This is a genomic window from Rhizobium sp. NZLR1 (assembly GCF_017357385.1).
In the GTDB taxonomy this organism is placed as follows: Bacteria; Pseudomonadota; Alphaproteobacteria; order Rhizobiales; family Rhizobiaceae; genus Rhizobium.
Window position 1 is genome coordinate 669,243 of sequence record NZ_CP071632.1, and the last position, 25,113, is coordinate 694,355.

At 60.6% G+C, this 25,113-nt stretch carries 25 protein-coding genes and 2 pseudogenes; 17 read left to right on the top strand and 10 right to left on the bottom strand.

Annotation, left to right across the window (positions count from 1 at the left end):
* Positions 1–10 precede the first annotated feature (10 nt).
* From ugpC to J3O30_RS03380, 5 genes are all read right to left on the bottom strand, one after another.
* Entirely contained in the window at positions 11–1,072 is a 1,062-nt protein-coding gene (ugpC, locus tag J3O30_RS03360) for a sn-glycerol-3-phosphate ABC transporter ATP-binding protein UgpC (RefSeq protein ID WP_207582877.1), read from the bottom strand.
* A gap of 55 nt (positions 1,073–1,127) precedes the next feature.
* Positions 1,128–1,334: a DUF2160 family membrane protein gene (locus J3O30_RS03365; protein ID WP_207582878.1), complete on the bottom strand. Its 207-nt coding sequence runs from the start codon at positions 1,332–1,334 to the stop codon at positions 1,128–1,130.
* Positions 1,335–1,338: 4 nt separating this feature from the next.
* The gene (locus J3O30_RS03370) at positions 1,339–2,175 is read right to left on the bottom strand and encodes a carbohydrate ABC transporter permease (protein WP_207582879.1); all 837 of its coding nucleotides are present in this window, start codon (positions 2,173–2,175) and stop codon (positions 1,339–1,341) included.
* A 4-nt stretch (positions 2,176–2,179) separates the two neighbouring features.
* Positions 2,180–3,055 carry a sugar ABC transporter permease gene (locus J3O30_RS03375; protein ID WP_007633420.1) on the bottom strand — a complete coding sequence of 292 codons (876 nt, stop codon included), beginning with the start codon at positions 3,053–3,055 and terminating at the stop codon, positions 2,180–2,182.
* A 95-nt stretch (positions 3,056–3,150) separates the two neighbouring features.
* On the bottom strand, positions 3,151–4,584 hold the full coding sequence (locus J3O30_RS03380) for an extracellular solute-binding protein (protein ID WP_207582880.1): 1,434 nt from the start codon (positions 4,582–4,584) through the stop codon (positions 3,151–3,153).
* Between the two features lie 296 nt (positions 4,585–4,880).
* Between J3O30_RS03380 and J3O30_RS03385 the strand changes: the two genes are divergently transcribed.
* The 12 genes from J3O30_RS03385 to J3O30_RS03440 all read left to right on the top strand — a co-directional run bounded on the left by J3O30_RS03385 (position 4,881) and on the right by J3O30_RS03440 (position 16,753).
* Complete coding sequence (locus J3O30_RS03385) at positions 4,881–5,765, top strand: sugar phosphate isomerase/epimerase (RefSeq protein WP_207582881.1); 885 nt, start codon at positions 4,881–4,883, stop codon at positions 5,763–5,765.
* Positions 5,766–5,827: 62 nt separating this feature from the next.
* On the top strand, positions 5,828–7,042 hold the full coding sequence (locus tag J3O30_RS03390) for an ROK family transcriptional regulator (RefSeq protein ID WP_207582882.1): 1,215 nt from the start codon (positions 5,828–5,830) through the stop codon (positions 7,040–7,042).
* Between the two features lie 30 nt (positions 7,043–7,072).
* Positions 7,073–8,050: a sugar kinase gene (locus tag J3O30_RS03395; protein WP_207582883.1), complete on the top strand. Its 978-nt coding sequence runs from the start codon at positions 7,073–7,075 to the stop codon at positions 8,048–8,050.
* A complete protein-coding gene (locus J3O30_RS03400; protein WP_207582884.1) occupies positions 8,050–9,327 on the top strand; it encodes a D-tagatose-bisphosphate aldolase, class II, non-catalytic subunit in 1,278 nt (425 codons plus the stop codon). Before J3O30_RS03395 ends, J3O30_RS03400 begins: the two co-directional genes overlap by 1 nt.
* Positions 9,328–9,356: 29 nt before the next feature.
* On the top strand, positions 9,357–10,082 hold the full coding sequence (locus tag J3O30_RS03405) for an SDR family oxidoreductase (protein ID WP_207582885.1): 726 nt from the start codon (positions 9,357–9,359) through the stop codon (positions 10,080–10,082).
* Positions 10,083–10,093: 11 nt separating this feature from the next.
* Positions 10,094–10,867 (top strand): SDR family oxidoreductase, encoded by a 774-nt coding sequence (locus tag J3O30_RS03410; RefSeq protein ID WP_207582886.1) that lies wholly within the window; start codon positions 10,094–10,096, stop codon positions 10,865–10,867.
* Between the two features lie 157 nt (positions 10,868–11,024).
* The gene (locus tag J3O30_RS03415) at positions 11,025–11,849 is read left to right on the top strand and encodes an aldolase (protein WP_207582887.1); all 825 of its coding nucleotides are present in this window, start codon (positions 11,025–11,027) and stop codon (positions 11,847–11,849) included.
* Positions 11,850–11,869: 20 nt separating this feature from the next.
* On the top strand, positions 11,870–13,024 hold the full coding sequence (locus J3O30_RS03420) for a Gfo/Idh/MocA family oxidoreductase (RefSeq protein ID WP_207582888.1): 1,155 nt from the start codon (positions 11,870–11,872) through the stop codon (positions 13,022–13,024).
* Entirely contained in the window at positions 13,024–13,695 is a 672-nt protein-coding gene (locus J3O30_RS03425; RefSeq protein WP_207582889.1) for a D-lyxose/D-mannose family sugar isomerase, read from the top strand. Before J3O30_RS03420 ends, J3O30_RS03425 begins: the two co-directional genes overlap by 1 nt.
* A complete protein-coding gene (locus J3O30_RS03430; RefSeq protein ID WP_207582890.1) occupies positions 13,695–14,747 on the top strand; it encodes a carbohydrate kinase family protein in 1,053 nt (350 codons plus the stop codon). Before J3O30_RS03425 ends, J3O30_RS03430 begins: the two co-directional genes overlap by 1 nt.
* A gap of 137 nt (positions 14,748–14,884) precedes the next feature.
* Positions 14,885–15,673, top strand: coding sequence for an L-iditol 2-dehydrogenase (locus tag J3O30_RS03435; RefSeq protein ID WP_207584252.1), 789 nt, complete (start codon positions 14,885–14,887; stop codon positions 15,671–15,673).
* A 69-nt stretch (positions 15,674–15,742) separates the two neighbouring features.
* On the top strand, positions 15,743–16,753 hold the full coding sequence (locus J3O30_RS03440; RefSeq protein WP_207582891.1) for a zinc-dependent alcohol dehydrogenase family protein: 1,011 nt from the start codon (positions 15,743–15,745) through the stop codon (positions 16,751–16,753).
* Here J3O30_RS03440 and J3O30_RS03445 read toward each other — a convergent pair.
* Positions 16,750–17,784 carry a LacI family DNA-binding transcriptional regulator gene (locus tag J3O30_RS03445; protein ID WP_207582892.1) on the bottom strand — a complete coding sequence of 345 codons (1,035 nt, stop codon included), beginning with the start codon at positions 17,782–17,784 and terminating at the stop codon, positions 16,750–16,752. The two genes, J3O30_RS03440 and J3O30_RS03445, sit on opposite strands and share 4 nt — an antisense overlap.
* A 180-nt stretch (positions 17,785–17,964) precedes the next feature.
* Here J3O30_RS03445 and J3O30_RS33065 point away from each other — a divergent pair.
* A pseudogene (locus J3O30_RS33065) lies at positions 17,965–18,069 on the top strand (lipase); the annotation flags it as partial.
* 131 nt (positions 18,070–18,200) lie between these two features.
* Positions 18,201–19,346 (top strand): right-handed parallel beta-helix repeat-containing protein, encoded by a 1,146-nt coding sequence (locus J3O30_RS03450; protein WP_207582893.1) that lies wholly within the window; start codon positions 18,201–18,203, stop codon positions 19,344–19,346.
* A 96-nt stretch (positions 19,347–19,442) separates the two neighbouring features.
* Here J3O30_RS03450 and J3O30_RS03455 read toward each other — a convergent pair whose 3' ends face one another.
* The 4 genes and pseudogenes from J3O30_RS03455 to J3O30_RS03470 form a co-directional block, all read right to left on the bottom strand.
* Positions 19,443–20,777, bottom strand: coding sequence for an O-antigen ligase family protein (locus J3O30_RS03455; RefSeq protein ID WP_207582894.1), 1,335 nt, complete (start codon positions 20,775–20,777; stop codon positions 19,443–19,445).
* Positions 20,778–21,198: 421 nt separating this feature from the next.
* Positions 21,199–21,396 (bottom strand): annotated as a pseudogene (locus J3O30_RS03460) (Ku protein); the annotation flags it as partial.
* A 17-nt stretch (positions 21,397–21,413) separates the two neighbouring features.
* A complete protein-coding gene (locus J3O30_RS03465; RefSeq protein ID WP_207582895.1) occupies positions 21,414–21,647 on the bottom strand; it encodes a DUF2188 domain-containing protein in 234 nt (77 codons plus the stop codon).
* 72 nt (positions 21,648–21,719) lie between these two features.
* Entirely contained in the window at positions 21,720–21,980 is a 261-nt protein-coding gene (locus J3O30_RS03470; RefSeq protein ID WP_207582896.1) for a hypothetical protein, read from the bottom strand.
* A 145-nt stretch (positions 21,981–22,125) separates the two neighbouring features.
* Here J3O30_RS03470 and J3O30_RS03475 point away from each other — a divergent pair, with 145 nt between their 5' ends.
* From J3O30_RS03475 to J3O30_RS03485, 3 genes are all read left to right on the top strand, one after another.
* Entirely contained in the window at positions 22,126–22,554 is a 429-nt protein-coding gene (locus tag J3O30_RS03475; protein WP_207582897.1) for an OsmC family protein, read from the top strand.
* A 99-nt stretch (positions 22,555–22,653) separates the two neighbouring features.
* A complete protein-coding gene (locus J3O30_RS03480; RefSeq protein ID WP_207582898.1) occupies positions 22,654–24,090 on the top strand; it encodes an FAD/NAD(P)-binding protein in 1,437 nt (478 codons plus the stop codon).
* A gap of 113 nt (positions 24,091–24,203) precedes the next feature.
* Positions 24,204–25,109 carry a DMT family transporter gene (locus J3O30_RS03485; protein WP_207582899.1) on the top strand — a complete coding sequence of 302 codons (906 nt, stop codon included), beginning with the start codon at positions 24,204–24,206 and terminating at the stop codon, positions 25,107–25,109.
* The last annotated feature ends 4 nt before the right edge of the window (positions 25,110–25,113 follow it).

Sequence of the window (25,113 nt, forward strand, 5' to 3'; positions counted from 1 at the left end):
GTGGTCTCCCTCACAGTCTCTGGCCCGTTTCCCGATCGAAGATATGTGCACGTCGGGGATCGATGTGGAAGTACATCGTCCGTCCGGGATCTACCTCGATGCGCTCGCGGATCAACGCGTCGATGGGCACGCCTCCGACGCGGCCGAAGATCAATGTCTCCGAACCCGTGGGCTCGAACACCGATACCTCTACCGGAACGCCGTCGTCGCCGATGGTGATATGCTCCGGTCGGATGCCGTAGGTCACGGCCCTTCCTTCATCCACCTTGGTGTTTTCCATGGGAAGGGCGACACCTTGGTCGGTGACGACAAACTTCCTGCCGTCGCGGGTGGCGACGCGGCCCTGAAGAAGATTCATCGATGGGCTGCCGATGAAGCCGGCGACGAAGAGGTTGACCGGGAAGTCGTAAAGATCGAGCGGCTTGCCGATCTGCTCGACCCTGCCGTCGCGCATCACGACGATCTTGTTGGCCATCGTCATCGCCTCGATCTGATCGTGGGTGACGTAGACGGTGGTGGTCTTCAGCCGCTGGTGAAGCTCCTTGATCTCGACGCGCATGGTGACGCGAAGTTTGGCGTCGAGGTTCGACAACGGCTCGTCGAACAGGAAGACCTTCGGATCGCGGACGATAGCACGGCCCATCGCCACGCGTTGACGCTGCCCACCCGACAATTGCTTCGGATAGCGGTCGAGATAGCGCGTCAGGTCGAGAATCTCGGCCGCCCTGCCGACCTTCTCGTCGATCTCCGCCTTGGGGCGCTTGGCCATCTTCAGCGGAAAACCCATGTTCTCGGCGACCGTCTTGTGGGGATAGAGCGCGTAGCTCTGGAAGACCATCGCGATGTCGCGCTCCTTCGGAGGAGCGTTGGTGACGACACGGCCGCCGATCCGGATGTCGCCGCTGCTGACGGTCTCGAGACCGGCGATCATCCGCAGCAGGGTAGACTTGCCGCATCCGGAGGGCCCGACCAGCACGACGAATTCGCCGTCCTCGATGTCGACGCTGACGCCGTGCATGACCTGAAGCGCGCCATACTTTTTGGTGACGTCGCTAACCTGTACGTTTGCCAATGTCATTCCTCCCTAAAGCAGCGCGGCTTGTGTCTCTGTGGTGTTACTCATCGGCTCATCCCTTCCAGACGACGTAAATGCCGAGGACTGCCGAGATTGCCGCCGCGAACCATACCGAAGGCCCGAACGGCTCGATGAACCTCATCCAGAACAGCGAGAGCGCGACCCAGATCACCACCGAGATGAAGAGCCGGTCGAACCAGTTCGTTTCGATCGGCAGAAATCCCGGCTTGCGTTCGTTATTTCCTGATTGAGACGTCATTGCTTCATCCTTTCACTGCGCCGAAGGTCAGGCCGGCAACGATGTGACGTTGCACCACCGAAAAGACGATGAGCGCCGGAACCAGTGTCAGCATTGAGATCGCGGCCATGATGCCCCAGGCCGTCCCCGTGGTCGTCACGTATTCCGACAGGCCGGTGGTCAGTGTCCGCGCATTGAAGTTGGTGAGCGTCGCGGCGAGCAGGTATTCGTTCCACGCAAATACCCAGGTCAGGATCAGCGTCACTGCAAGTCCGGGCCGCGCCAAAGGAAAGACGATGTCGTAGAGGACGGTCCATGGGCTGGCGCCATCCATATAGGCCGCCTCGTCCAACTCCTTCGGAATTCCCTCTACGGTCGGGCGTAGCGTCCAGATGGCGAAGGGAAGGTTGAAGGAGCAGTAGACCAGGATCATGCCCAGCCGGGAATCGGCGAGCGAGAAGTCGCCGATCCTGTAGACCTGCGTCAACAGCAGGAAAAGTGGCAGGAGGAAGACCGCCGGAGGCGCCATGCGATTGGTGATCGTCCAGAAGAAGATGCTCTCCTTGCCGGCGAGGTCGAAGCGTGTCAGCGCGTAGCAGGCAAAAAAGCCGAGCGTCGTGACGAGCAGCGCGTTGCCTGACGAAATGATCATCGAGTTCAGCATGTATCCGCGCAAGGTCGGATTTGTGAGCACGTCCTGGTAGTTCTTCCAGAAGAAGCTGCGGAGAATAACATCGGGCGTCGAGAACAGATCGAAGGGCTGTTTCACCGATATCACGAACAGCCAGTAGATCGGGAAAAGGGTCGCTAGGCTTATCAAGGTCCAAAGTACGACCGGAAGCCAGGGGTTCTGGGTCTTCATCGCGTCAACCTCTCTTCACGCGGGGCGCAATCAAGCCGACGTAGAGCAGCCAGCAGACGACGATCGTCAGGTATAGGACGATGACGGAGATCGCCGAACCGTAGCCGTAATTCGTCTTGGGGAAGACTTCCTTGAAGATATGGACACCGATGTAGCGTGTCGATGAACCCGGGCCGCCTCCGGTCAGCATCAGCACTTCGTCGACGGTGCGTAGCGCGTCCATCAGCCTGATGAACACCGTGGCGAGCAGGGCCGGGCGGATCAAGGGGAGCGTTATGTGCCAGAAGATCTGGCTCTTGCCCGCGCCGTCAATCTGCGCCTGCTCGAACGGGTCTGACGGAAGCGAGACCAGTGCGGCGATCAGCGAGAGGGTGACGAGCGGCGTCCAGTGCCAGATGTCCATGATCACCGTGACGGTGAAGGCCGCGGCAGCACTCTGGCCGATGTTCAGATCGTAGCCGAACCAACTCCTGAGAAGATAGGGAATGATGCCGATGGACGGTGTGGTCATCAGCTTCCAGACGGAACCGACGATGATCGGCGCCATGATCAGCGGCAGGGTGTGGATCGTGCGAAACACCGCTTTCCCGGGAAAGTCCTTCAGCAGCGCCTGGGCGAGGATGTAGCCAAGGACCAGCTCCGACACGACCGCGAAGAAGACGAATGTGAGGGTGATGCCGAGCGAGGCCAGGAATTGGGGATCGAAGACGAGCCGCCGATAGTTGTCAGCCCAGTTGAAGACCATGCCCGGGTTGGCTGCGAACGGGTTCCATGCATGGAACGAGACCCAGAGGACGTAGATGAACGGAAAGATCCCGAACAGCCCCAGGATCACGATGGTCGGTGACAGCAACAGCCACCCGAGCTTCTGTGAATGCATCGCCTATCCCCCATGAACGTTGTGTCGACGTCCGCCCCATCCCGGAGCGAAAGATGACGGGTCGTAGGACACGACCCGTCAGTTGGGGAGGATGTTTATTTGCGATAGCCGAGCGATGTCAGTTCCTCTTCGGCCTTGGCCGCCATCTGGTCGAGGCCTTCATCGGGAGCGATCTTGCCGGTCAGGATGTCGTAGAAGATCGGAGCGGTCGCTTCACGCACCTGCGCATGGAAGGGGTAGGGAGGAGCGCCGGCGAAGAGTTTGCCCTCGTCCTTCAGCATCGTGTAGAAGCCGCCGAGCTTGATATCCATCTCCTTCACCTTCGGATCGTCGAACGTCGCCTTGTTGGTGATGCGTGGTGCGGCGATGGCCCAGTCGGGCTGCACTTCGTTCTGGCCGATGAATTCGAGGAACAGCAGCGATGCTTCCTTGTTCTTCGACGTGATCGGCACGCCGAAGGCGCCGCCATCGTAGTAGCCGATGTAGCCCTTTCCGGCTTTCGCATCGTCCAACACGCCTGGCTCGAGCGGCGGCAGAGCGAATCCGACCTGTCCCACAACCTTCGACTGCGCGGGATCGCTTGCAATCCACGCAGCATTCTCACCGTAGATGAGCCCCTGGGCGACACGGCCGGCGGCGAAGGTCGTTGCGGTTTCCGTCCAGGTCGACTGCGTCGATTCAGGCGGAGCGATGTCGCGCAGGTGCAGCCAATACTTCAACGCGGCCTTCGCCTTGTCGCCGTTCATCGTGCCGCCGTGTTCGACCGTCGCCGCATAGTTGTTCTTGGCGTCGATGCCCCAATTGTAGACGCCGAACGTCGGTACGATGGACTCGAAGAATTCATACCACGACGCCGGATGGCCCGTATGGGCTTGAGCGGTCGTGCCCCAGAGCTCCATGCCATTGTCCTTGCCGTACTTCGTGAAGAATTCGGCGATCTGAGTGTATTCCTCGTGTGTGGTCGCCGGCTTCAGGTCCTTGCCGGTTTCCTTCTTGAAGGCCTCCTTGATCTTCGGATCGTCGAAAAGGTCCTTGCGATAGAGATATGTCTTCAGAAAAGCTTCCATCGGAGTGCCGAAGAGATCGCCACTCGCATCCTTGAAGTAGTCGGAGAAGCTGGTGAAATTCGAGTCGTCGTAGGTCGGCGCCTTCAGATCCGGCTGATCCTTCAGCGTCTTGGTGATGTCGACGAGGAAATTCCTGGCCAGATAGGAGTAGATGATGTCCTGCTCGATATAGACCATGTCATAGATGCCGGTCTTGGCTTCCATGTCCTTGATGGCCTTGTCGTACATCTGATCCCAGGACGTCGTCTCGATTTCGACCTTGATGCCGGTCTTCTTTTCGAATTCCGGAGCGAGCACGTTCTTGATGTAGTTCGATGGCGGGGTGCTTTCGGTGACGCCGTGCAGTGTCACACCCTTGAATTTTGCGCCGGCGTCGGACCAGAAGTCAGCCCAGGCCGGCGAAGCGGTCGTCGCGAGGCCGAGCGTCAGCGCAAGCGCGCTAGCCTTCAAAGCATAGTGCATTTCCAATCCTCCCAGATAGCAGCGAGATCATTTCGCCGGTGCTTTGTGTAGGCCAAAAAAACTGACAGCGCAACATTTGTTGTCTAACCATGCAAATAGATGGTCTATCCCATTGATTTTCGCAGGAACAAATTTCCCCAGCGAATGTGAGGCGATGGCAATGGGCATAAAATGCTGCATTGCAAAGTAATTTTGCGAGGCAATAAAAGGAGCGTGTCGAAATTTATTTGTTGTCTTGCCAAACTAAATGGCATAGCACTGGGCGAAATCACTGGCATATCGTGGAGGAAAAACCTATGCGTCGATTGGGTATCCATTCATTTGTATGGACAGGCGGCCAAACGCAGGAAGGCCTGGAAATGGCCCTCAACAAGACGGCGGAACACGGATATCGCACCATCGAACTTGCCTATCTGCGCCCCGAGAAATTCAATCTCGATCGACTGGCAAAGCTTGCACAATCTCTCGATCTGGAGATTGGCGTGACCATGGGCCTGCCGCTCGACAAAGACGTATCGAGCGAGGATGCTTCTGCGGTGTCCGCCGGCAAGCAGACGCTGGCCGACGCCGTTCGTGCGGTCCGCGATATCGGCGGCAACAAGCTCGGCGGGATTCTTTATTCCGCGCACACCAAGTACAATCGCCAGCCGACGAAGAAGGGCTGGGACAACAGCGTCGCCGCGATCGCCGCGACCGGCGAAGTCGCCAGGCAGGCGAACGTCGACCTGGTGCTGGAGGTAGTCAACCGGTTCGAGACGAACCTGCTGAATACCACGGCGCAAGGGCTCAAGTTCATCTCCGAGACAGGATCGCAGCATGTCCGTCTCCATCTCGACACGTTCCACATGAACATCGAAGAAGCCAATCCGGCCGCCGCGATCCGTCTTGCCGGCGATAAGATCGGTTACTTCCACATCGGCGAAAGCAATCGCGGCTATCTCGGAGACGGCGTCATCAACTTCGATCTGATCTTCGACGCGCTGCTCGACATCGGTTACAACGGCGACGTCGTGTTCGAGAGCTTCTCGACGACGGTTGTCGATGAAGGCCTGTCGCTCGCCTGCGCGATCTGGCGCGATACCTGGGAGGATAATGATTTGCTTGCGGCGCACGCGAAGCGCTACATCGAGCTGAAATATGACGAGGCCAAGCGTCGCCGCGCCACAAGCGCGCGGCCCTGAATATCCTTCTGACAGCCTGTTCCAGTCGTGTAAGGGTTGGGCGACTTGGAGGGAACTGAAATATGAACGACACCGTCTCCATCGGAAGTTCGCCGCGCAGGATCCGGCAGAACAATATCGTCGCCGCCTTGCAGACGATTTACGCCCACCGAAGCCTCAGCCGGGCCGACCTCGCCCGCAAGCTCGGCATGAACCGCTCATCCTCGGGAGAGATCGTCGCCGAACTGACGGAGGGCGGATTCGTTCAGGAGTCGGAGGAGAGCGGCAAGCAGCGCCTGGAGCATTCCCGTGCCGGTCGTCCCGGTATCATGCTCGAACTGGTTCCGGATGCTGCATTCTTCGTCGGGATCGAGATCGGCGTCGAACATATATCGGCTGTGGTTGTCGACCTCTCCGCCGAGGTTCGGGCATGTCGGAAAATGGCGTTCGACACACCGTCTTCGACGGTGGAGGAGGCCGTGGCGCAGGGTATCGAACTGATTATCGGCGCAATGGCTAAGAGGATGATCGACAGGTGCAAAGGCTTGGGCCTATCGACGCCGTCCCACGTCCGTCCGGATGGGTTTGTCACGCTGGCGCCGATCATCGGCTGGCGAGACGTGCCGTTGAAAGAGATTGCCCGGTCAGCCTTCCCGGCCGCCGTGCCGATCGCGGTCGAAAACGATGCCAATGCGTTTGCGATCGGCGACAGCTATCGTCACGGCGTCGCAGGGGTGACCCTGTTTCTGCTGATGGAAACGGGCGTCGGCGGCGGCATCATGATCGATGGCAAGCTGTTTCGTGGCGGCCACGGTCTGGCGGGAGAAATCGGCCACACCCTGGTGCCGGGAAGCGGCGGTCAGAAGCTTGAACAACTGATCGGTCGCGAGGTGCTCATCAAGCAGTATCGCGAGGCTATTGGACGCGACGACGCGGATCTGCAGGATTTCCTTGGCGGCGTTCGTGATCGCGTCCCGGCCGCGGTCAATATCGCCGAAACCTGGTCGCGCCATCTCGCATATGCATTGCTGCAGGCCTGTCGTCTGCTCGACCCGGACAGGATCGTACTCGGCGGCTCCGTTGCATCCCTCTACCCGATGGTGGCTGCCCGCGTAGCGGTCCATATGTCGGAAGGCCAGAACATCGCTTTCCCCACGCCGGAGATCGTCGTGGACGATGATGCGGAGTTTCGTTCGGCCTTCGGGGCGGCATGCATGTTGCACCGGCGCTTTCTGTCGCTGGAAAGCGAGGAGTTCGGCAGCGAGGACGGTGTGCCGGTCCCATCGGCGATGAGTTAACGACAACAGGGATCGAAAGCAGGATTGCAAATGGCTTCAATACTGGCTCCGGACGCGCTTGGTCCCACGGTTTGCGTGGGGGAGATCCTCGTGGAGATCGTCGCCACGACGGTTGGAGACGGGTTCCTCGAAGCCCAGCCGCTCGTCGGTCCGTTTGCGAGCGGAGCGCCGGCGATCTTCATTTCGCAGTGCGGCCGCCTCGGCGGTAAGGCGGCAATGGTGGGCGCCGTCGGCGATGACGATTTCGGCTGCGTCAATACCGATCGCCTCAAACGCGACGGCGTCGATGTTTCGGCGATCTCGATTGATCCGGACTATCCGACGGGAAGCGCCTTCGTTCGTTACCGGAAGGATGGCTCCAGAGATTTCGTCTACAACATCGCCACCTCGGCCGCCGCGCGCTTCGGCTGGTCTGAATTGGTCGGCAATCTCATTGACCGGAGCGGACATCTTCACGTGATGGGCTCCGCCCTGTCGGTTCCGAGTGCGCGCGCGGTGATCGACAAGGCGGTCGACATCGTCAAGGCGCGCGGGGGAACGCTGTCGGTGGATCCGAACCTTCGCAAAGAGCTGAAGCTGGACGAGGACACCGAGCGCCGGTTTTCCAAGCTTGTCGCCGCCGCCGATCTGCTTCTGCCTTCCGGAGAGGAGCTCGAGCGTGCCGCAGGTGTCGAAGGCGAGGCAGAAGCGATCGGGCGCCTGTTCGAGATTGGCGTCAAGGAGATCGTGCTGAAGCGCGGAGCCGACGGCGCGACCTACTTCGGCAGCCAGGGAGACCGCGTCGATGCTCCGGCCTTTGTCGTTCGGGAGGTCGACCCTACGGGCGCCGGCGACTGCTTCGGCGGTGCCTATCTCACCTGCCGGCGGCTCGGAATGTCTCCGCAGCAGGCTCTGACCTATGCCTCGGCCGCCGGCGCCCGCAACGTCATGGTGCTGGGTCCGATGGAAGGCGCCGGCAGCCGCTCAGAACTCGATGCGTTTATCGCTTCAACGGAAAGGCGGCGGTAATGCAGGTGCATCTCAACGAACTGGCCAGGCAGAGGATCGAAGGCCACCCGAGAGGCGTGACCTCCGTGTGCTCCGCCCATCCGATCGTGCTTCGAGCTGCGCTCCGACACGGGCGGCAACAGGAGAGCACCGTGCTGATCGAAGCGACCTGCAACCAGGTCAATCATCTCGGCGGCTATACCGGGATGACGCCAAGCGACTTCGCGTCCCTCGTCATGACGATCGCGGCGGAGGAGGGTTGCCCCGAAAAACTGATCGTTCTCGGTGGCGATCACCTCGGCCCCAATCCCTGGCGCGACCGCCCGGCGGAAGAGGCCATGGCCGAGGCGGAGAAGATGGTTGCCGCCTATGTCGACGCCGGATTCCGCAAAATTCACCTCGACGCCTCGATGGGCTGCAAGGGCGAGCCGACGGCGCTTGACGACGAAACCACCGCCCATCGCGCCGCCCGGCTTGCCGCGGTCGCCGAGGCTTCGGCCAAAAACACCGGCGGCGCAATGCCGGTTTACGTCATCGGCACCGAAGTGCCGCCGCCAGGCGGGGCCGACCATGCCCTGACGACGATCGAGCCGACGGCCGCCGCGGCGGCGCTGAAGACGATCGAAGTCCACCGCCGGATCTTTGCCGAGGCTGGCCTCGGGCAAGCGTTTGGACGGGCGATCGGGCTGGTCGTTCAGCCGGGCGTCGAGTTCGGCAATCAGAATGTCATCTTCTACGACCGCAGCAAGATAGACGGCCTGAAATCGGTGCTCATCGACGAGCCGCAATTTGTGTTCGAGGCCCACTCGACGGATTATCAGCGGACTAGGCCGTTGACCGCGCTGGTGAAGGACGGGTTCCCCATTCTGAAGGTCGGTCCCGAGTTGACCTTCGTCCTGCGTGAAGCGCTCTACGCGCTCGACGCGATCGCTTCGGACCTCTTGCCCGACTACGGCCAGCGTCCGCTCTATGCGGCGATGGAAGCGCTGATGCTCGATCAGCCGGGCAATTGGAGCCGCCATTACCACGGGACAAAAGCCGAGATGTGTTGGTTGCGGCATTACTCGCTGTCTGACCGCATCCGCTATTATTGGGCGTCGGCTGAAGCGCAAGATGCCGTCCGGCGCCTGTGCAGGGCCCTTCGAGGGCAATCCGTCCCGCTGCCATTGTTTTGGCAGTATATGCCGGCCGCGCAGGATTTTGCAGACGCGCCGCTCGATCCGGATGAGGTTCTGATCTGGAGAGTGATGAACAGTCTCGCCGACTATCACGCCGCCTGCGGCGTCGGGAAGAATTAGCAATCAGGATCAAGCAGGAGGAGAAATCGATGCAGGAATTGAACGGGAAGATCGCGGCGGTCACGGGCGCAGCGTCCGGCATAGGATTGGCCTCGACGGAGGCGATGCTCGCCGCAGGCGCGACGGTCGTGTTGGTGGACCGGGATGAGAAGGCCCTTGAGACGGTTTGCAGCCGGCTTGGCGAGCGCGCTATTCCGCTCGTGATCAATCTGCTGAATCCGAACGAGTGTGCGGGACTGCTCGAGGGTGTCCTGTCGAAGACGGGCAAACTCGATATTCTGCATGCCAATGCAGGGACCTATATCGGCGGAGACCTGACCGAAACTGACCTCGACACCATAGATCGGATGCTCAATCTCAATGTGAATGTCGTCATCAAGAACGTTCACAATGTCATTCCTCACATGATCGAACGGGGCACTGGCGACATTGTCATCACCAGCTCCGTCGCTGGACATTCGGCTATCCCATGGGAACCGGTATATTCGTCATCGAAGTGGGCGATGACCTGCTTCGTCCAGACGATGCGACGCCAGCTTCTGAAAAATGGCATTCGCGTGGGGTCGGTGTCTCCCGGGCCGGTGATCAGCGCTTTGCTCGCGGATTGGCCGGAGGAAAATCTTCGCAAGGCCAAGGAGGCCGGAGCTTTGATCGAACCCAAGGAGGTCGCCGACGCGATCATCTTCATGCTGACCCGGCCGCGCAACGTCACCATCCGCGATATCGTGGTACTTCCAAGCGCATTCGACATCTGAAGGAGCCTGATATGAGCTACCAGGAGAAATTTCGCCTCGACGGTGAACGTGCGGTGGTCACGGGGGGAGGGCGTGCGATCGGGCTGTGCTGCACCGAGGCGCTGGCGGAGGCAGGCGCCGCTGTCGTCGTCATCGAACGCAGCGAGGCCGACGCCCAGCAAGCGCTTGCGTTGCGCGATAAGGGGTACGATATCGAAGTCCGGGTGGGCGACGTCACCGACGCCGGCCGAATGGATGTAATCGCCAATGAGCTTGCCGGCGGAGCCCGGCCGGCGACGATCCTCGTCAACAATGCCGGGATCGGTCAGAACGGCATCGCGGCGGAGGATCTCACCGATGCCGATTGGCTGCGCATGATGGACGTCAATCTGAACGGCGTCTTCTGGTGCTCGCGCGCCTTCGGTCGTCACATGATCTCGATGAAGCGGGGCGCCATCGTCAACCTCGGCTCGATGTCGGGGCACATCTGCAACCGGCCGCAGCCGCAGACGGCCTACAACGTCTCCAAGGCGGCAGTCCATCACCTCACGCGCTCGTTGGCCGCCGAATGGGCGCAGCATGGCATCAGGGTAAACGCCGTCGCGCCCACCTACATCGAGACACCGATGGTGGTGGCCGTCGAAGCCAATCGCGAGCGGATTCCAATCTGGCTCGCCGACACGCCGATGGGCAGGATGGGAACGCCGGAGGAGGTCGCAAGCGCGGTCCTCTTCCTCGCCTCAGGCGCTGCCAGCCTGATGACCGGCGCCATCGTCAACGTCGATGCTGGGTTCACCTGCTGGTAGCGCTTTCGGGACGAGGCGCGAGCAGCGCCTCGTCCGAATTGGAAAACTGCCTGGCGCGATAATCAGCGGGTATGGAAACGTTACCACATCTTGTTGACTCGCATTCCTGCCCGATTTATTTGAATGTGGAAACGTTGCCATATCAGGGAGGAGCTTGATGAAGTCCGCACGGTTGAACCGACTTTTCGGCGTGTCCGGAAATTGTTTTGACGTCGCTATCGATCACGGCATGTTCAATGAACGAACATTCCTTGCCGGCATCGAGAATATGAAGACAGCCATCGAGGTGATCGCGCAGGCGGCGCCGGATGCCATTCAGCTTCCGCCGGGGACCGCACCCATTCTGCAGGCCATTCCCGGCAAGCATCGCCCGGCGCTGGTGCTGCGCACCGACATCGCAAATATCTATGGCAATCCCCTGCCATCTCAATTGTTTTCCGAAATGATCGACAGGCCGGTGGAACAGGGCGTTGCCTTGGATGCTGCCTGTGTCGTCGTCAATCTTTTGATGCTGCCGGACCAGCCGGAAGTCTATCGTGCCTGTGTGCGCAATGTGAACAGCTTGAAGCGCCAATGTGAGATCTACGGCATGCCGCTGATGGTCGAGCCGCTCGTCATGCAGGACAATTCCAAGGGCGCCTATATGGTCGATGGTGCGATCGACAAGATCCTGCCGCTTGTGCGCCAGGCGGCCGAACTCGGCGCTGATATCATCAAGGCCGACCCATGCGACAATGTCGAGGAATATCACCGTGTGGTCGAGATCGCCCAGGGCCTGCCGGTGCTGGTGCGCGGCGGCGGCCGCGTTACGGATCAGGAAATCCTGACCCGCACCAAGCAGTTGATGGAGCAGGGCGCCCGTGGCATCGTCTATGGCCGCAACGTCATTCAACACAAGAATCCCGGCGGCATGACGCAGGCCTTGATGGCGATCGTCCATGACAAGGCTTCCTTCGAGCAAGCCTCGCTGCATCTTGGCTGACGCGTCTGGGAGGACATGTCATGACGAAAATATTCCGCTTCGGCGTCATCGGCTGCGGTCTGATGGGGCGCGAGTTCGCGAGTGCCGCGGCGCGCTGGCTGCATCTGGCCGATGTGAAGGCGCGACCGGAAATTGTCGCCGTCTGCGATACCAATGCGACGCTGCTCGACTGGTTCAGGGATCATGTGCCGACCGTTCGCCAGGTCACCGCCGACTATAAGGAGCTTCTGGCCAATCCCGAGGTCGATGCAGTCTATTGTGCTCTGCCGCATGTGCTGCACCAGCAATTCTATGTCGACGTGCTGAAGGCCGGAAAGCATCTTCTCGGCGAAAAGCCCTTCGGCATGGACGCGGCTCAGAACCGGGAGATCATGGCGGTTCTCGCCGAGCACCCCGAACTCCTGGTCCGCTGTTCGTCGGAAATGCCGTTCTTTCCCGGCGCACAGAAGGTCATCGCCCTCGCAAAGAGCGGCGAGATGGGGGACATAATCGAAGTCGAGGCAGGTTTCCTGCACTCTTCGGATATCGACCGGCAAAAGCCGATCAACTGGAAGCGCATGGCCGAGATCAACGGCGACTATGGTTGCATGGGTGATCTCGGCATGCATGTGCTGCACGTGCCGCTGCGTCTCGGCTGGCGACCGACGACCCTGCATGCGCAATTGGTCAAAAAGGTCACCGAACGTCCGGACGGCAAGGGCGGCATGCTGCCCTGCACCACCTGGGACAATGCGACGATCAGCAGCCGCGTGAGCGCCGGGAATCAGGATTTCCCGATGGTGCTGAAAACCTGGCGCATCGCGCCCGGCGAATCCAACACCTGGTACATCCGCGTTCTCGGCATGAAGAAAAGCGCATTCTTCAGCACCAAGTCGCCGCGTCAGTGGCAGTGGATGGATTACAACGGCGGCGCGCAGGCTTGGAGCACCGAGGATCTCGGATACGGCTCGCTGTTTCCAGCCATAACCGGCAAGATCTTCGAATTCGGTTTTGCCGACGCCATCCAGCAGATGTGGGCGGCCTTCCTCGACGAGCTTGCCGGAGGCAATGCGAACGGGTTCGGCTGTGCGACGCCGGCGGAGGCGCAGGCGCATCATGCGGTCCTGACGGCAGCTCTGAAATCCGGCCGTGAGGACGTCGTCGTGCCGGTCGAGTATGAGGGGGCGTCCCTCTGATGCAGCGCTCCGAGATCAATGCCGCGTTGCAGCGAGCAATCGCGACCCTTAAACGTTGGCACTGGTCCTTGCCGGCATGGGGCTATTGGACAGCGGCGGATTTTGCCCTTCATCCCGAGGCATCGGCCTATTTGCGCGCCCATCAACTCGGGTGGGATGTCACCGATTTCGGCTCGAACCGATTTGCCGAATGCGGCCTCGTGCTGTTTTGCCTGCGCAATGGCATCGTTGATGTCGAGGGTGAACGGACCTATGCCGAAAAGCTGCTCTTCGTCGAGGAAGGGCAGCTCACGCCGACACACCGTCATGCAGCCAAGATGGAAGACATCATCAATCGCGCCGGCGGCGATCTCGTCATCGAATTCGCCGCCACCGATACCGATGGCCATCTGCTGAAGGATGATGTGACGGTTCCGGTCGACGGGCTGCCGCGCCGGCTCGCTGCATGGGAGCCGCTGGTTCTTCGACCTGGCCAGAGCGTGACCATCCGCACCGGGCTTTACCACCGCTTTTACGGCAGGAAAGGCGGCGGACCTGTCCTTGTCGGCGAGGTCAGCCAGGTCAACGACGACAACAGCGATAATTTCTTTTTGGAGCCGATCGGGCGCTTTGCCGCGATCGAGGAAGACGAGCCGCCGCTCAGGCCCTTGTGGAACGAAGGGGTCTGCTGATGCGAACCGGGGAGGAGGTTCACCAGCGCGACAGTCGCAAGCAGGGCGGCATCGTTTGCGCCGGAAATTTCATTGTCGATCGCGTCCACACCCTGTCCTATTGGCCAGAACAGGGCAATCTTGCGCATATCCTGCACCAGGATCTGGGCGTTGGGGGCGGGGCTGCCAATGTCGTCACCGATCTTGCCTCGCTTGGATTTCCCGGAAGACTGGCGGCGGCGGGATGCATCGGCGCCGATCCGGACGGAGAGATCGTCAAATCCAGGCTTGCAGTGGCCGGCGTCGATGTCGATGGTCTCACAGCGCTTGCCGACCGGGTGACGGCGCATACGCATGTGATGAATGTGCCCGGTCAGAACCGGACCTTCTTTTATCATGGCGGCGCCAACGATGCCGTCACGGACAAGCGCATCTCACCCGCGACCTTCGCCGAAGCCGGCTATCGGCTGTTCTACCTCGGTTATCTCATGCTGTTGCCGGGTCTCGACCGAATAGGGGCCGACGGTCTTTCGGGCGCCTCGCGCCTGCTCGAAGCCGCACGCCGCGCTGGGCTTACGACTTGCGTCGATTTCGTCTCGAGTGAAGACCCGGAATTTGCAGCCAAGGTCGGCGTCGCTCTGCCCTTCTGCGACTTCCTGATCATCAACGAGATGGAGGCGGGTCGGGCAACCGGCACTATCGTTCGCGATGCGAACGGAGATTTGATCGAGGCGGGGCTTTTGAAGGCGGGCGAGCGCCTGCTTGCCGCGGGCGTCACGAAGGGAGCGATCATCCACGCGCCGGAAATCTGTCTCTGGTTCGCGCCCGGCGCCTCCCCGATCATGACGCGTTCACGACCCGTCGATCCCAATGACATCGTCAGTACTGTCGGCGCGGGAGACGCCTTCTGTGCCGCCGTGCTCTACGGCCTGCATGAGAACTGGCCTGTCGAGCATATCTGCGCCGTCGCCCATGCTGCTGCTGCGCGTTGCCTGACGGGTGCGACGGCCACCGACGGTATCCCCGACATGTCTGTTCTGCTGCGGGAGGCGAAGGAGCCTAACCCGGCCTAGCCGATAGGCGTCGCCCCGGCAGAGGGCGGCTCCGACGAGCGTCCAGTCAAAAAGGGAGGAGCAAACATGAAGCGATGCATAATGGCCGCCGTGCATGGCGACTTTGCCGGTTTAGCGACGATCGGGGAGGCAGCGCGATGACATATACAGAAAACGCGCGGCTCTCCGGCAAGGTGGCATTGGTCACCGGAGGCGCCAGCGGTATTGGCAAAGCGGTATGCGAACGCTTCGCCGCTGACGGCGCCAAGGTTGTCGTCGCGGATCTCGACGGTGGACGCTGCGCGCGGGTGGCCGAGACGATCGGCGCTGATGCCTGGGGTTTAGCACTTGATGTGACCAGCCAGGACAGCATCGAAGAAGCCCTGCGCTTTTCCATCGCCGCCGCCGGCAAGATCGACATCCTGGTCAACGCCGCAGGCATTTACGACGTCGAGTCTATTCTGGAAATAACCCGGGAGCGAACCGCGAAGGTGTTTCAGGTCAATATCGAAGGCCTGATTTTCATGACACAGGCCGTTGCCCGGCACATGGTGGAGAGAGGAGAAGGTGGGCGCATCATCAACTTCTCGTCTCAGGCTGGACGTCGGGGCGAAGGACCGGCGGTGGCTTACTGCGCTTCCAAGGCGGCCGTCATCAGCATCACGCAAAGCTGCGCTCTGGAGCTGATCCGTTACGGGATCAACGTCAACGCCATCGCTCCCGGCGTCGTCGATACGCCGATGTGGGACGTCGTCGATGCAAAACTCGGCAGCCGGGAAGGTTTGAAACCCGGCGAGGTGAAGGCTCGCGTGGCCGCCGCCGTCCCCGCCGGACGATTTGGCGCCGCTGCGGAACAGGCTGCCATGGCAGCCTTCCTGGCCGGGCCTGATGCAGCATATATCGTGGCGCAATGCTACAATGTCGATGGCGGCAACGTCATGAGCTGAGCGCTTGAGCCGTGCCGGGGATGGCTTGGTCACTGCGAAGCAATCGAAGTTGAGGTCTGGAGGAGTGGAATGAGGGCTGTACGCTTGGAGTCGATCGGGTCTTTGACCATGCGCAGCGTTGACAAACCGGTTGCCGGACCTGGCGAGCTGCTGGTCCGGGTCGCGGCGGCAGGCATATGCGGTTCCGACCGACACATGTACAAGGGCGAATACCCGACTTCTATCCCCGTCACCATGGGCCACGAATTTTGCGGCATAGTCGAAGAGATTGGCAATGAAGTCGCCCGGTTTACTGGCGGCGAGTTGGTGACGGTCGACCCGAATATCGCCTGCGGCACCTGTCCGGCTTGTGCGCAAGCGCGGCCGAACCTGTGCGAGAGCTTGACCGCCATCGGCGTGACACGGGATGGCGGCTTTGCGGAATACGTGGCGGTGCCGCACGCGCAGGCATTCCTGTTGCCGGCCGGCCTCGATCCCGTTCACGGCGCCTTCTGCGAACCGCTGGCCTGCTGTATCCACGCCATCGACAAGGCAAGGATTCGTCCGGGCGACAGCGTCGCTATCCTCGGCGGGGGCGTGATTGGCCTCTTGATGGTGCAACTGGCTCGCATGGCTGGGTCAGGCAAGGTCATTTTGATCACGCGCCAACAAACGAGACGCCAAACCGCTCTGCGCCTGGGGGCCACCCACGCCTTCGACCCGACCTCTTCGGACACAATCGCTTGTGTTCGGGAGATCACCAAAGTCGGCGCAGACGTGGTCATCGAGTGCGCCGGCGTGAGCGAAACTCTGCAAAGCGGCCTGAGGATGGCGCGGCGCGGTGGTACCTTTGTGCTTTTCGGGGTGACGCCGACAGGTGTCGAGGTGCCGGTTCTGCCCTTCGATCTTCTGATCAATGAAGTCGACATAAGGCCGGCCTACCTCAACCCCTTCACCCATTCGCGCGCCGCGGCACTGGTGGCAAGCGGGGCATTGGAACTGGATGCATTGGTCACCAAAACCATAGGTCTCGAGGAGGTCGCCGACGTGGTGGGCAACGCGCCATTGCCAGGCGAGATCAAGGTCATCGTCCGGCCCTAAAGCTGGTTTTTTCCGCTGCGGACGGGGCCGGTGGAATCGCGCGCGATCAGCGTGACCGGCACTTTGACGATCGCCCCCTGTCGAGATCCGCCCCCTGTTTGCTGGTCCCCGATCAGCGCTTCCAGCAGCCGTGCTGCCTGCTGCCCGACGTTGCGGATCGGCTGCGCGACCGTTGTCAGCCGTGGAAAGACGTAGGCCGCCTCTGGCAGGTCGTCGAAACCGACGACCGAATAATCGTTCGGAACGGAAAATCCGCGATCCTGGATCGCATGAATTGCGGCAATCGCGGAAACGTCGGTGGTGCCGATGATCGCGGTGACCTCCGGTCGAGACGCCAGCAATTCTCGCGCCAGCCGGTAGGTCTCGGCAAAGCTGTGCTCTTCCGCCATCGCCACGGCGGCAGGCGTGATGCCGTCTTTCGCCATTTCCGCCGTGATGCCTTGAAGGCGCAGCTGGATCGGCTGGCTGTGTGCCGGCGCCCCGACGATGGCGATCGCCCGGTGGCCGTGGCCGATGAGATGGCGCGCCATCAGCCGCCCGCCGTCCTCATGATCGGCCATCACCGCGTCGTCGGCGATGCCCTTCAGCTCGCGGTCAATGGCGATGATCGGGATGCGCGCGTCCCGCAGCGCCCCGAAATGCTCGATGCTGCCGAATGCGCTTGCGACGATGACGCCATCGACGCGCTGGGCGAGCAGCATCGAAATATAGCGTGCCTCGTGATTGATATTTTCCGCCGTGCTGCAGATCAGCGTCTGATAGCCGTGCTCAAACAATTCCTGTTCGATGGCATGGGCGAGGATGCCGAAGAACGGCACGTCAATCGACGGCAGCATCAGTCCGATCATCCGGCTTGGTGCACCGCGCAGCATACGGGCACCCTTGCTGGGTGTGTAGTTCAGTGTTCGGATTGCCGCCTCGACGCGGTCCCTGAGCTCGGGCGAGGCGTAACCGCTGTTGTTGAGCACACGCGAGACCGACGAGACTGACGTTCCTGCGAGTTTAGCGATATGTCTGATGCTGGTCGTCACGTGCTCGCATTTCTCTTTCTCGACAGCGCAAACGTCTTTTCATATGCTGTAGCACTTTGAATGCCGCACAACTTATCCTTAAATCGACTCCGATTTAAGGAATTCGTACGCCACAACGAAGCCATTCGAATTTATGGCTATTCGGCATTGATCGACAGCGGCCGGTTTAGCGGACAGATGATGAACGACACAGCCATCCTTTTTCACGGGATTGCCCGGACGAAGAAAAGCATGGAGAAGCTCGCCGTCTTCCTGTCCGGAAACGGTTATCGCGTCGTGAATGTCGTTTCTCCGGGATGGGCGCTTCGTAAGCTGACACAGGATGTGATCGGGAGTAGATGATTTCCGAATATTCAAACATCCGCCACACCTCATCTGCTTAAATCCCCGCTGCACCGCTATCGAAGGGAAATGCCATGCCCGCCATCCTGCGAAAGAAAATTCACGGCGCCGCGACAAGGGGACAGGTCATCGACGGGGCTGACGATATCGGCGTCGCCTATCAGGTGTTTTCCGATACGGTGGTGGAGGACGTGATCGTCAAGAATTCGCCTCGCGGCTTCAAATTTCACAACGGTCAAAATCTCACCGTCAGGCGATGCGAAACGGAGAATGTCAGGGGCGACGGCATCTATCTCACGAAGACGGCGCATGTGTTGCTGGAGAACAACCGCATGGGCGAGGCGCCGGGCGAGGGCGCAGATTGTTGCCAGTTTGCCTATCAAAACAGCGACGACAATATCAGCTCCGATGTCACGATCCGCGGCAACCTCTTCCTTCAGTCGCCGACGAGCACATCCAACAAGGGTGCACTGGTCTGCGACAAAACAAGACGATACCTTGTCGAATACAACTTCATCGGCGGCAAGAATTTTTCCTTTTCGTCGATCGGCGACGAAGCCGTCGTCCGCAGCAACATCATGCGCGACGGCAGGATGAATGACTATTCCTTCGGCTACGGCATCGGCGACAAGGCCGACCACGCCGGCCACCACGTCTATGACAACTGGATCGAGAACACCAATCGCGGCGTCAGCCTGAGCGGTTTTTCGGATCAGGAACAGGCATTTCGCAAAGACATTGATATCCACGACAACGTCATCAGCCAATGCGACATCGCATTCTTCGCCAACCGTCCGTGGTCCGGGAGCTTCCGGCGCAACATATTCCTGCGCTGCGAGCAGGATATCGTTTTGAAGGGAAAGGGCAAAGCGACTGCGGGTGATATCGATGGCAATTATTTCAATGACGGCAGCTTCCTGAACGTCACCCCGCCGCCGCTTGCCTTCAAGCCCGACGGAAAAGCGTCCGTTTCGTCTGGCCAATGGTCATCCGAGCCCGATGAGATCCGCATCCAGTGGCGGGACAAGGGGATCGATATTCCAGGCGCCAACCGGCCTTCCGTCACCGTTGCGCCTGGCATGGAATTGTCCTGCGTGCTGCTGGCCCGCAAGGCGCAGAATTGGATGCTGGCGATCGCCGAGACGGCCTATGACGACTTCACGCCGCGCGCATGGCAGGAGCATAGGCTGCCTTGGCAGAAGCGCTATCTCTCGATCTAGATCGACCTATCGCTGGCAGCGCTGGAACTGGGGCGCGTGCCAACGCCATACAAGCCATCCGGGAGGCGCGCCAGACGTCGAGCCCTTCCCTCAGGCTCAGGGCTGGTGTAGATTCCGGTTTGTCCGCAACCTGGGACGCAGTTCGGAGAGCGCCATGACCATGTGGGGCCAGAGAATGAACGGTGCCAGCATCATGCCTGCCTCGGTCATGGCTCCAAGCATGATGAGGATGATGATGGCAATCTCCTTTCGCCTGGCGCCGGATTCGGCCGGATCGGCGTCGACGATGGTCATCTTCCTGAACAGGCGGGTCAGCAAAAACAAACTCCATGCGGCAATGCCTGGAATGCCGATATTCAGCGCTAACTCAAGATAGGTGTTGTGGGTCGAGCGGGCATCGAAGGTAACCTTGACATATTGCTCCATGACCTCGGGCTGACGAAACATCGCAAAGCCATAACCGGTTAGGGGCTTATCCCATATCAATGGCAATAGCTGTTCCCAGATGTTGGTGCGGCCTGAGAAAGTAATGTCTTTGCCGAATGCTTCTGCAACTGCCGAGGCCACCCCGAGATAAACGAAGCTGGCGCCGAAGCCGACGATCACGAACAACAGGAAAACGACGAAGGAACGAAAAAGACGGTTCGGGTAGATGTGAATAATGCGAACGCCGTACAGCATCATGCTGCCGAACATCGTCAAGACGACTGCTGTCGAGGACTTCGTTGCCACAATCAAGGCAAGAAGGCAAAGCATCGCAGCCCAGCGTATCAGGGTGCTGTAACGAAGCCGGCCGAGCTTTTCCGTCGATAACAGGCAGACAAAGCTGACCGAGCAAAACTGTCCCAACGTGTTCTTATGATAAAAAGCACCTTTGACCATGCCCGCATAGCTGCCACGCATGATGGCGAATTGTGGGAAAGCGACTGTGTAGAGAACGTTGATAAATGCCGCCGCTATCGCAAAACGCCCGAGTATCCGGAACGCTTCGACGTTGCCGTAGCGCGCACGGTACAGAAGAGGTGGGATTGCGAGAACGATGACCGCGGCCAATCCTTTTAAGGACGCGGCCTTGTCGATGGAGAAGACTATTGATGTCAGGCACGAAATGCCAACAACGACGATGAACGGTGAAATCCTTGAAAAGACCCGCAGGAACTGCTTTTGCTCCAACAGAAAATACAAGCCCGACAAAGGAATAAGGCTGTAGAGCAAGAGCTTCATCGGAAGTGGATCGACAAATGCGCCGTCTTCGAAGTTTGCGGGCAGGCCGTACCACATGCTTGTGGCCCGCCAAAGAGCAGCATAAAATGCTATTGTAAGAACAAGTTTTGCCAGCACATCGCGTCTGACCCGCCACCGGGGCACAGACTGCCGGTGGTAGCCCGCCGGATAGTGGTGTCTTGCTAAAGTTGCATCTTCTATCGTCATCAAAGGCTCACATAGATCAATCTGGAAAACTCCGGCTGTTCGCCACGATCAAGGCATGCCGGTATTCGATTGAACGGAGCCAGGAACTGATTTTCTGCATTCCTCGGCTTCCGCTCGCGAAGAACGAATTCGTTTGGGCGTTTCGATAACGTCGTCCTAGTTTCGCAAACTGCCCGTTCCGGCGGGCGATACAGCCAGGGCAAACCTGCCCAGTGGCCCAAGCCTGTTGAAGCGGCACGTCTCACTTCGCTATGCGGCGCGACTTTAAGCGAACTCATTCCGCGAATCCAGCCGATAAAATCACGTCATGATGTCGCGTCGTTTGACTGTCCATTCAGTAGCCAAAGAGAAATTGTCTCGCGACGGGTTTAAGGCACGCGTCGCCCTCGATGACGATGTAATCGCCATTCTCCGGCGGTTAGCCCTTGACCTGTTCGTCGCGCTCGACCGGTTTGCCGGTCTCGCCGTCGACGAATTGCCGCTCCACCCGATGGCCGGTCCTGCGGTTGATGATGTTGAAGGAGACGCGGTCGGAGGAGGAAATGGCGGTGTAAAGCCCGACGGCACAGGCAAGGTCACCCACTTTCAGATGACCTTTCCAGCCTGCCCGCGCGGCCATTCCATCCTCGCTGCAAATCAGAGCCGACTGTTGCTCTTATCGGTTTCGATTTCCTGAAATGCCCAGCCGCCGCCATCGGCCGCGGGATAGGCGAGCAGCGCGTCGCCATCGCCGATCTTCTGGCGTGACGCGGCGTCTTTGGCATGGACTATCGCCTCATCGGCCGTTGCATAGGTTTCCGAAAGCGTGTCTCCGAGCTTATAGGCCCAGCCATTGTCGTGCGGCACGACCTGATAGGTGATATCGGCCATTTCGGATCTCCTCTCTTTTCGTTTTCACGCAATTCCGAATGCAAACCACTGCACACTTTGCTGGAATTGCGCCTAGTTCCGATTTGGTTTGCGCCGCTCGTCGAGGGCGATGATCTTCTCCAGCGAAGCGATATCCTCGCTGGTGACGACAGGAACCGGATCGGCAGCGATCGCTTCAAGCACTTCCTTCGAGACGGCGCCGTTGCGGATCGCCCATTCCAGCGTTTCGCGCGTTTCCCGCTCGGCTTTCAGCTGCGCATAGAGCGCAACGATCAGCCGATCGCGCGCGTCCATGCGCCCGCTTTGACGGTCCACGCTACGGACATCAGGCATCGCAATTCACCTTTGTCGCTGATTTCGTTCAGGTGTAATCAACTGATAGGGAATGCAAAGGTTCCGAAACCGCCGGGCGGCCCTTGCCCGTTGCGGCGCCGGGCGGAAATTGCCATCTGCAAGCGTTCGTCAAAAGGATTTCATCATGGTCGATCTTAAGGCCCGTCCCCGTCCGACCGGCGCCACCGCCGTTCTCGGCCGCACCGGTTTTCCGCATGTCACCTCCGCCACCGGGGGTGAGATCGATATCGTCACCTCGCCCTCGCAGCCGGGCTTCAATCCGCTCGATCTGCTCTATGCCTCGCTCTCGGCCTGCCTCGTGCTTAGCGCCCGCATGGCCGCCAGCCAGATGGGTGTTCTCGACAAGATCGGCGAGATCACTGCCGAGGTCAGCGGCGAGAAGGCGACGGAAGGTCTTTCGCGTGTTACCAGGTTCAATATCGCCTTCTCGATCAAGGGCGACATCGACGAAGAAACCCGGCAGAAGATCGTCCATGCAGCCGAGGATGAAATCTGCACGGTGAGCAACACGATCCGCGGCAACCCCGATTTTTCGACGACGATATCGGCATAGACTGAATCTACACAATATTGATAGACAATTGCCGGGGAGGATTGCGCGACCCATGCCCGGCTTCTATGCTTGGGCATCGAAAGCGATGATCCGGCCACCATGCAGTCTAAGCCTTTCCCGAAGTCCGAACGGCCCGTCGTCGCTATCATCGGTGGCGGCGTCTCCGGCGCCGGCGTCGCCTATCACCTCGCCCGGGCGAACTACGGCGAGCCTCCCGTCATCCTGGTCTTCGAGCCGCGCGCCGAACTCGGCCGCGGCCTTGCCTACGACACGGCCGATCCCGCCCACCGCATCAATGTCCCGGCCGCCAAGATGAGCCTGCAGCCCGACGACCAGGGCGAATTCGAGGCCTGGATCGAAGCCCGCGACGCCGTCGCCGGCGACCCTCAGGCCAGACAGCCCGATGGCTCGCTCTTCCCGCGGCGCCGGCTGTTCGGAGATTATGTCGCCTCCCTGCTGAAGCCGCTCGTGAAAGACGGTCGCGTGCGTCATTGCCGGGCGGCGGTCACCGGTGTCGAGCGCCGTGCCGGCCGCTGGATCATCCGCGATGATAAGGGCGGCGTGACCGAGGCCGATATCGTCGCGATCGCCACCAGCCATCCGCCGCCCGCAGCCCCCGGCCGGTTGGCGAGCCGGCTTGCGGCCCATCCCCGTTTCGTCGCCGATACCACGAAGCCGGGCGCGCTCGAGGTGATCCGCCCGCATGACCGGGTACTGGTCATCGGCAACGGCCTGACGGCCGCCGATGTCATCGCCTCGCTTGCTGAGCGCGGACATGACGGTCCGGTGTCCGCGATCTCGCGCCGCGGTCTGCGTTCGCGCGGGCACGCGCCGGTGCCGCAGCCGCTCTTTGGCGACTTCGTCGTGGATGCGGCACATTCTGCCGGCTCGCTGCTGGCAAGGATCCGCGCCGCCATAAAAGCGGCGAAGGCTGAGGGCATTAGTTGGCACGGCGTCATCGATCAGGTGCGGGCGCAGGGACACGATCTCTGGCAGGCGCTGCCGGACACTGAGCGACGCCGTCTTGTCCGCCATCTGCGTCCCTATTGGGATGTGCACCGTTTCCGCATCGCGCCGCAGGTCGAGGCTGTGCTCGACGCCGCGATTGCCGCGGGCCGCCTCGACATCCTGGCCGGTTCGGTCGCGGATGCACGCATCGAAGGCCAACTCATTCTGTGCGCCCTGCAGCCGCGTCATCAGCGCCTGCCGCTGGAGCGGTGCTATGACGCCGTCATCGTCACCACCGGCCCGGCCCATGGCGGCATCCTTGACACCCAGCCTTGGCTTGCAGCCCTTGCGACAAGCGGCCACCTGTCGCTCGATCCAACCGGCCTCGGCCTTGCCTGCACCGAGCGTTCTGAGGCAATCGGCCCGTCGGGAACGGGCGATCCTTCGCTGCTGATCTCCGGCCCGCTGGCGCGGGGTACATTCGGCGAGTTGATGGGCCTGCCGCAGGTGACCGAGCATGCCTTCTTCGTCGCGTCCGAGATCGCCGTCAAGCTGCGGGCAACCTCTAAAAACATCCATCCGCTCTGATTTTCGATCGATCTGTCGCTCCTTGGCTGTCGCCGACGACCGACTTCTGATAGTTCCTCGCGGTATTGTCCCGCCGCCGGGCATCCGGGTGGCTTAGAAGAAGCATCAAGATCATGTCGCAGGCTGCCTCCACCCTTTCCGAAGCCTCGCCTTCCAATCGCCTCGCCCTCGCCGCCCTCATTCTGGGCGGGGCAGCGATCGGCGGCTCGCCGATCTTCGTCCGGCTGTCCGAAGTCGGACCGATGGCCACGGCCTTCTGGCGCGTAGCGCTGGCGCTGATCGCGATCTTCATCGTTTCGCTCATGAAAAAGGATGCAGGCCCGAAGCCGCAGAGCCTTTCCGATTACGGCATGCTGATCCTTCCGGGCGCCATGCTGTCGCTCGACCTCGCCGCCTGGCACCTTTCGCTCACCATGACCTCGGTTGCCAATGCGACGCTGCTGGCCAACCTCGCACCGGTCTTCGTCACGGTGATCGCCTTCGTCTTTTTCGGGGCGAGGATCAGCGGCGTTTTCCTGTTCGGGCTTGCCCTGGCGCTGGCAGGCGTCGTCGTTCTGAAGGGCGGACCGGCAGCCATCGGCAATGGCGATCTCAGCGGCGATGGCATCGCGATGATCGCTGCCTTCTTCTACGCCTGCTACATCCTGGCGATCGGCAGGCTGCGGAGCCGGTTCGATACGATCAGAATCATGCTGTGGAGCACGGCGTCCGCTGCCATTTTCATCTTCCCGATCGGCTTCTTTTACGAAGGTCAGATGCTGCCCGCGACCGTCTATGGCTGGTCGATCCTCTTCGGTCTTGCCTTTATCAGCCACGCCGGCGGACAGGTGGCGATCACCTACGCGCTGGCCTATCTGCCGCCGGCCTTTTCCTCTTTGACGCTGCTGTTGCAGCCGGTCGTCGCGGCAATCCTTGCCTGGGCACTGTTGAACGAGGCAATCGGGACGATGCAGGCGCTCGGCGCTGCCGTCGTGCTCGCCGGCATCATGGTTGCCCGCGCTTCTCGCGTTCAGGTTTAGCCGT

Excerpts from the sequence above, each read along its gene's own strand:
- J3O30_RS03430 (WP_207582890.1), top strand. The coding sequence starts at position 13,695 with ATGCGAACCGGGGAGGAGGTTCACCAGCGCGACAGTCGCAAGCAGGGC.
- J3O30_RS03410 (WP_207582886.1), top strand. The coding sequence starts at position 10,094 with ATGAGCTACCAGGAGAAATTTCGCCTCGACGGTGAACGTGCGGTGGTC.
- J3O30_RS03370 (WP_207582879.1), bottom strand. The coding sequence starts at position 2,175 with ATGAAGACCCAGAACCCCTGGCTTCCGGTCGTACTTTGGACCTTGATA.
- J3O30_RS03485 (WP_207582899.1), top strand. The coding sequence starts at position 24,204 with ATGTCGCAGGCTGCCTCCACCCTTTCCGAAGCCTCGCCTTCCAATCGC.
- J3O30_RS03480 (WP_207582898.1), top strand. The coding sequence starts at position 22,654 with ATGCAGTCTAAGCCTTTCCCGAAGTCCGAACGGCCCGTCGTCGCTATC.
- J3O30_RS03440 (WP_207582891.1), top strand. The coding sequence starts at position 15,743 with ATGAGGGCTGTACGCTTGGAGTCGATCGGGTCTTTGACCATGCGCAGC.
- J3O30_RS03425 (WP_207582889.1), top strand. The coding sequence starts at position 13,024 with ATGCAGCGCTCCGAGATCAATGCCGCGTTGCAGCGAGCAATCGCGACC.
- J3O30_RS03465 (WP_207582895.1), bottom strand. The coding sequence starts at position 21,647 with ATGGCCGATATCACCTATCAGGTCGTGCCGCACGACAATGGCTGGGCC.
- J3O30_RS03405 (WP_207582885.1), top strand. The coding sequence starts at position 9,357 with ATGCAGGAATTGAACGGGAAGATCGCGGCGGTCACGGGCGCAGCGTCC.
- J3O30_RS03420 (WP_207582888.1), top strand. The coding sequence starts at position 11,870 with ATGACGAAAATATTCCGCTTCGGCGTCATCGGCTGCGGTCTGATGGGG.
- J3O30_RS03365 (WP_207582878.1), bottom strand. The coding sequence starts at position 1,334 with ATGACGTCTCAATCAGGAAATAACGAACGCAAGCCGGGATTTCTGCCG.
- J3O30_RS03375 (WP_007633420.1), bottom strand. The coding sequence starts at position 3,055 with ATGCATTCACAGAAGCTCGGGTGGCTGTTGCTGTCACCGACCATCGTG.
- J3O30_RS03395 (WP_207582883.1), top strand. The coding sequence starts at position 7,073 with ATGGCTTCAATACTGGCTCCGGACGCGCTTGGTCCCACGGTTTGCGTG.
- J3O30_RS03435 (WP_207584252.1), top strand. The coding sequence starts at position 14,885 with ATGACATATACAGAAAACGCGCGGCTCTCCGGCAAGGTGGCATTGGTC.
- J3O30_RS03415 (WP_207582887.1), top strand. The coding sequence starts at position 11,025 with ATGAAGTCCGCACGGTTGAACCGACTTTTCGGCGTGTCCGGAAATTGT.
- J3O30_RS03455 (WP_207582894.1), bottom strand. The coding sequence starts at position 20,777 with ATGACGATAGAAGATGCAACTTTAGCAAGACACCACTATCCGGCGGGC.
- J3O30_RS03470 (WP_207582896.1), bottom strand. The coding sequence starts at position 21,980 with ATGCCTGATGTCCGTAGCGTGGACCGTCAAAGCGGGCGCATGGACGCG.
- J3O30_RS03400 (WP_207582884.1), top strand. The coding sequence starts at position 8,050 with ATGCAGGTGCATCTCAACGAACTGGCCAGGCAGAGGATCGAAGGCCAC.
- J3O30_RS03385 (WP_207582881.1), top strand. The coding sequence starts at position 4,881 with ATGCGTCGATTGGGTATCCATTCATTTGTATGGACAGGCGGCCAAACG.
- J3O30_RS03380 (WP_207582880.1), bottom strand. The coding sequence starts at position 4,584 with ATGCACTATGCTTTGAAGGCTAGCGCGCTTGCGCTGACGCTCGGCCTC.
- J3O30_RS03390 (WP_207582882.1), top strand. The coding sequence starts at position 5,828 with ATGAACGACACCGTCTCCATCGGAAGTTCGCCGCGCAGGATCCGGCAG.
- J3O30_RS03475 (WP_207582897.1), top strand. The coding sequence starts at position 22,126 with ATGGTCGATCTTAAGGCCCGTCCCCGTCCGACCGGCGCCACCGCCGTT.
- J3O30_RS03450 (WP_207582893.1), top strand. The coding sequence starts at position 18,201 with ATGCCCGCCATCCTGCGAAAGAAAATTCACGGCGCCGCGACAAGGGGA.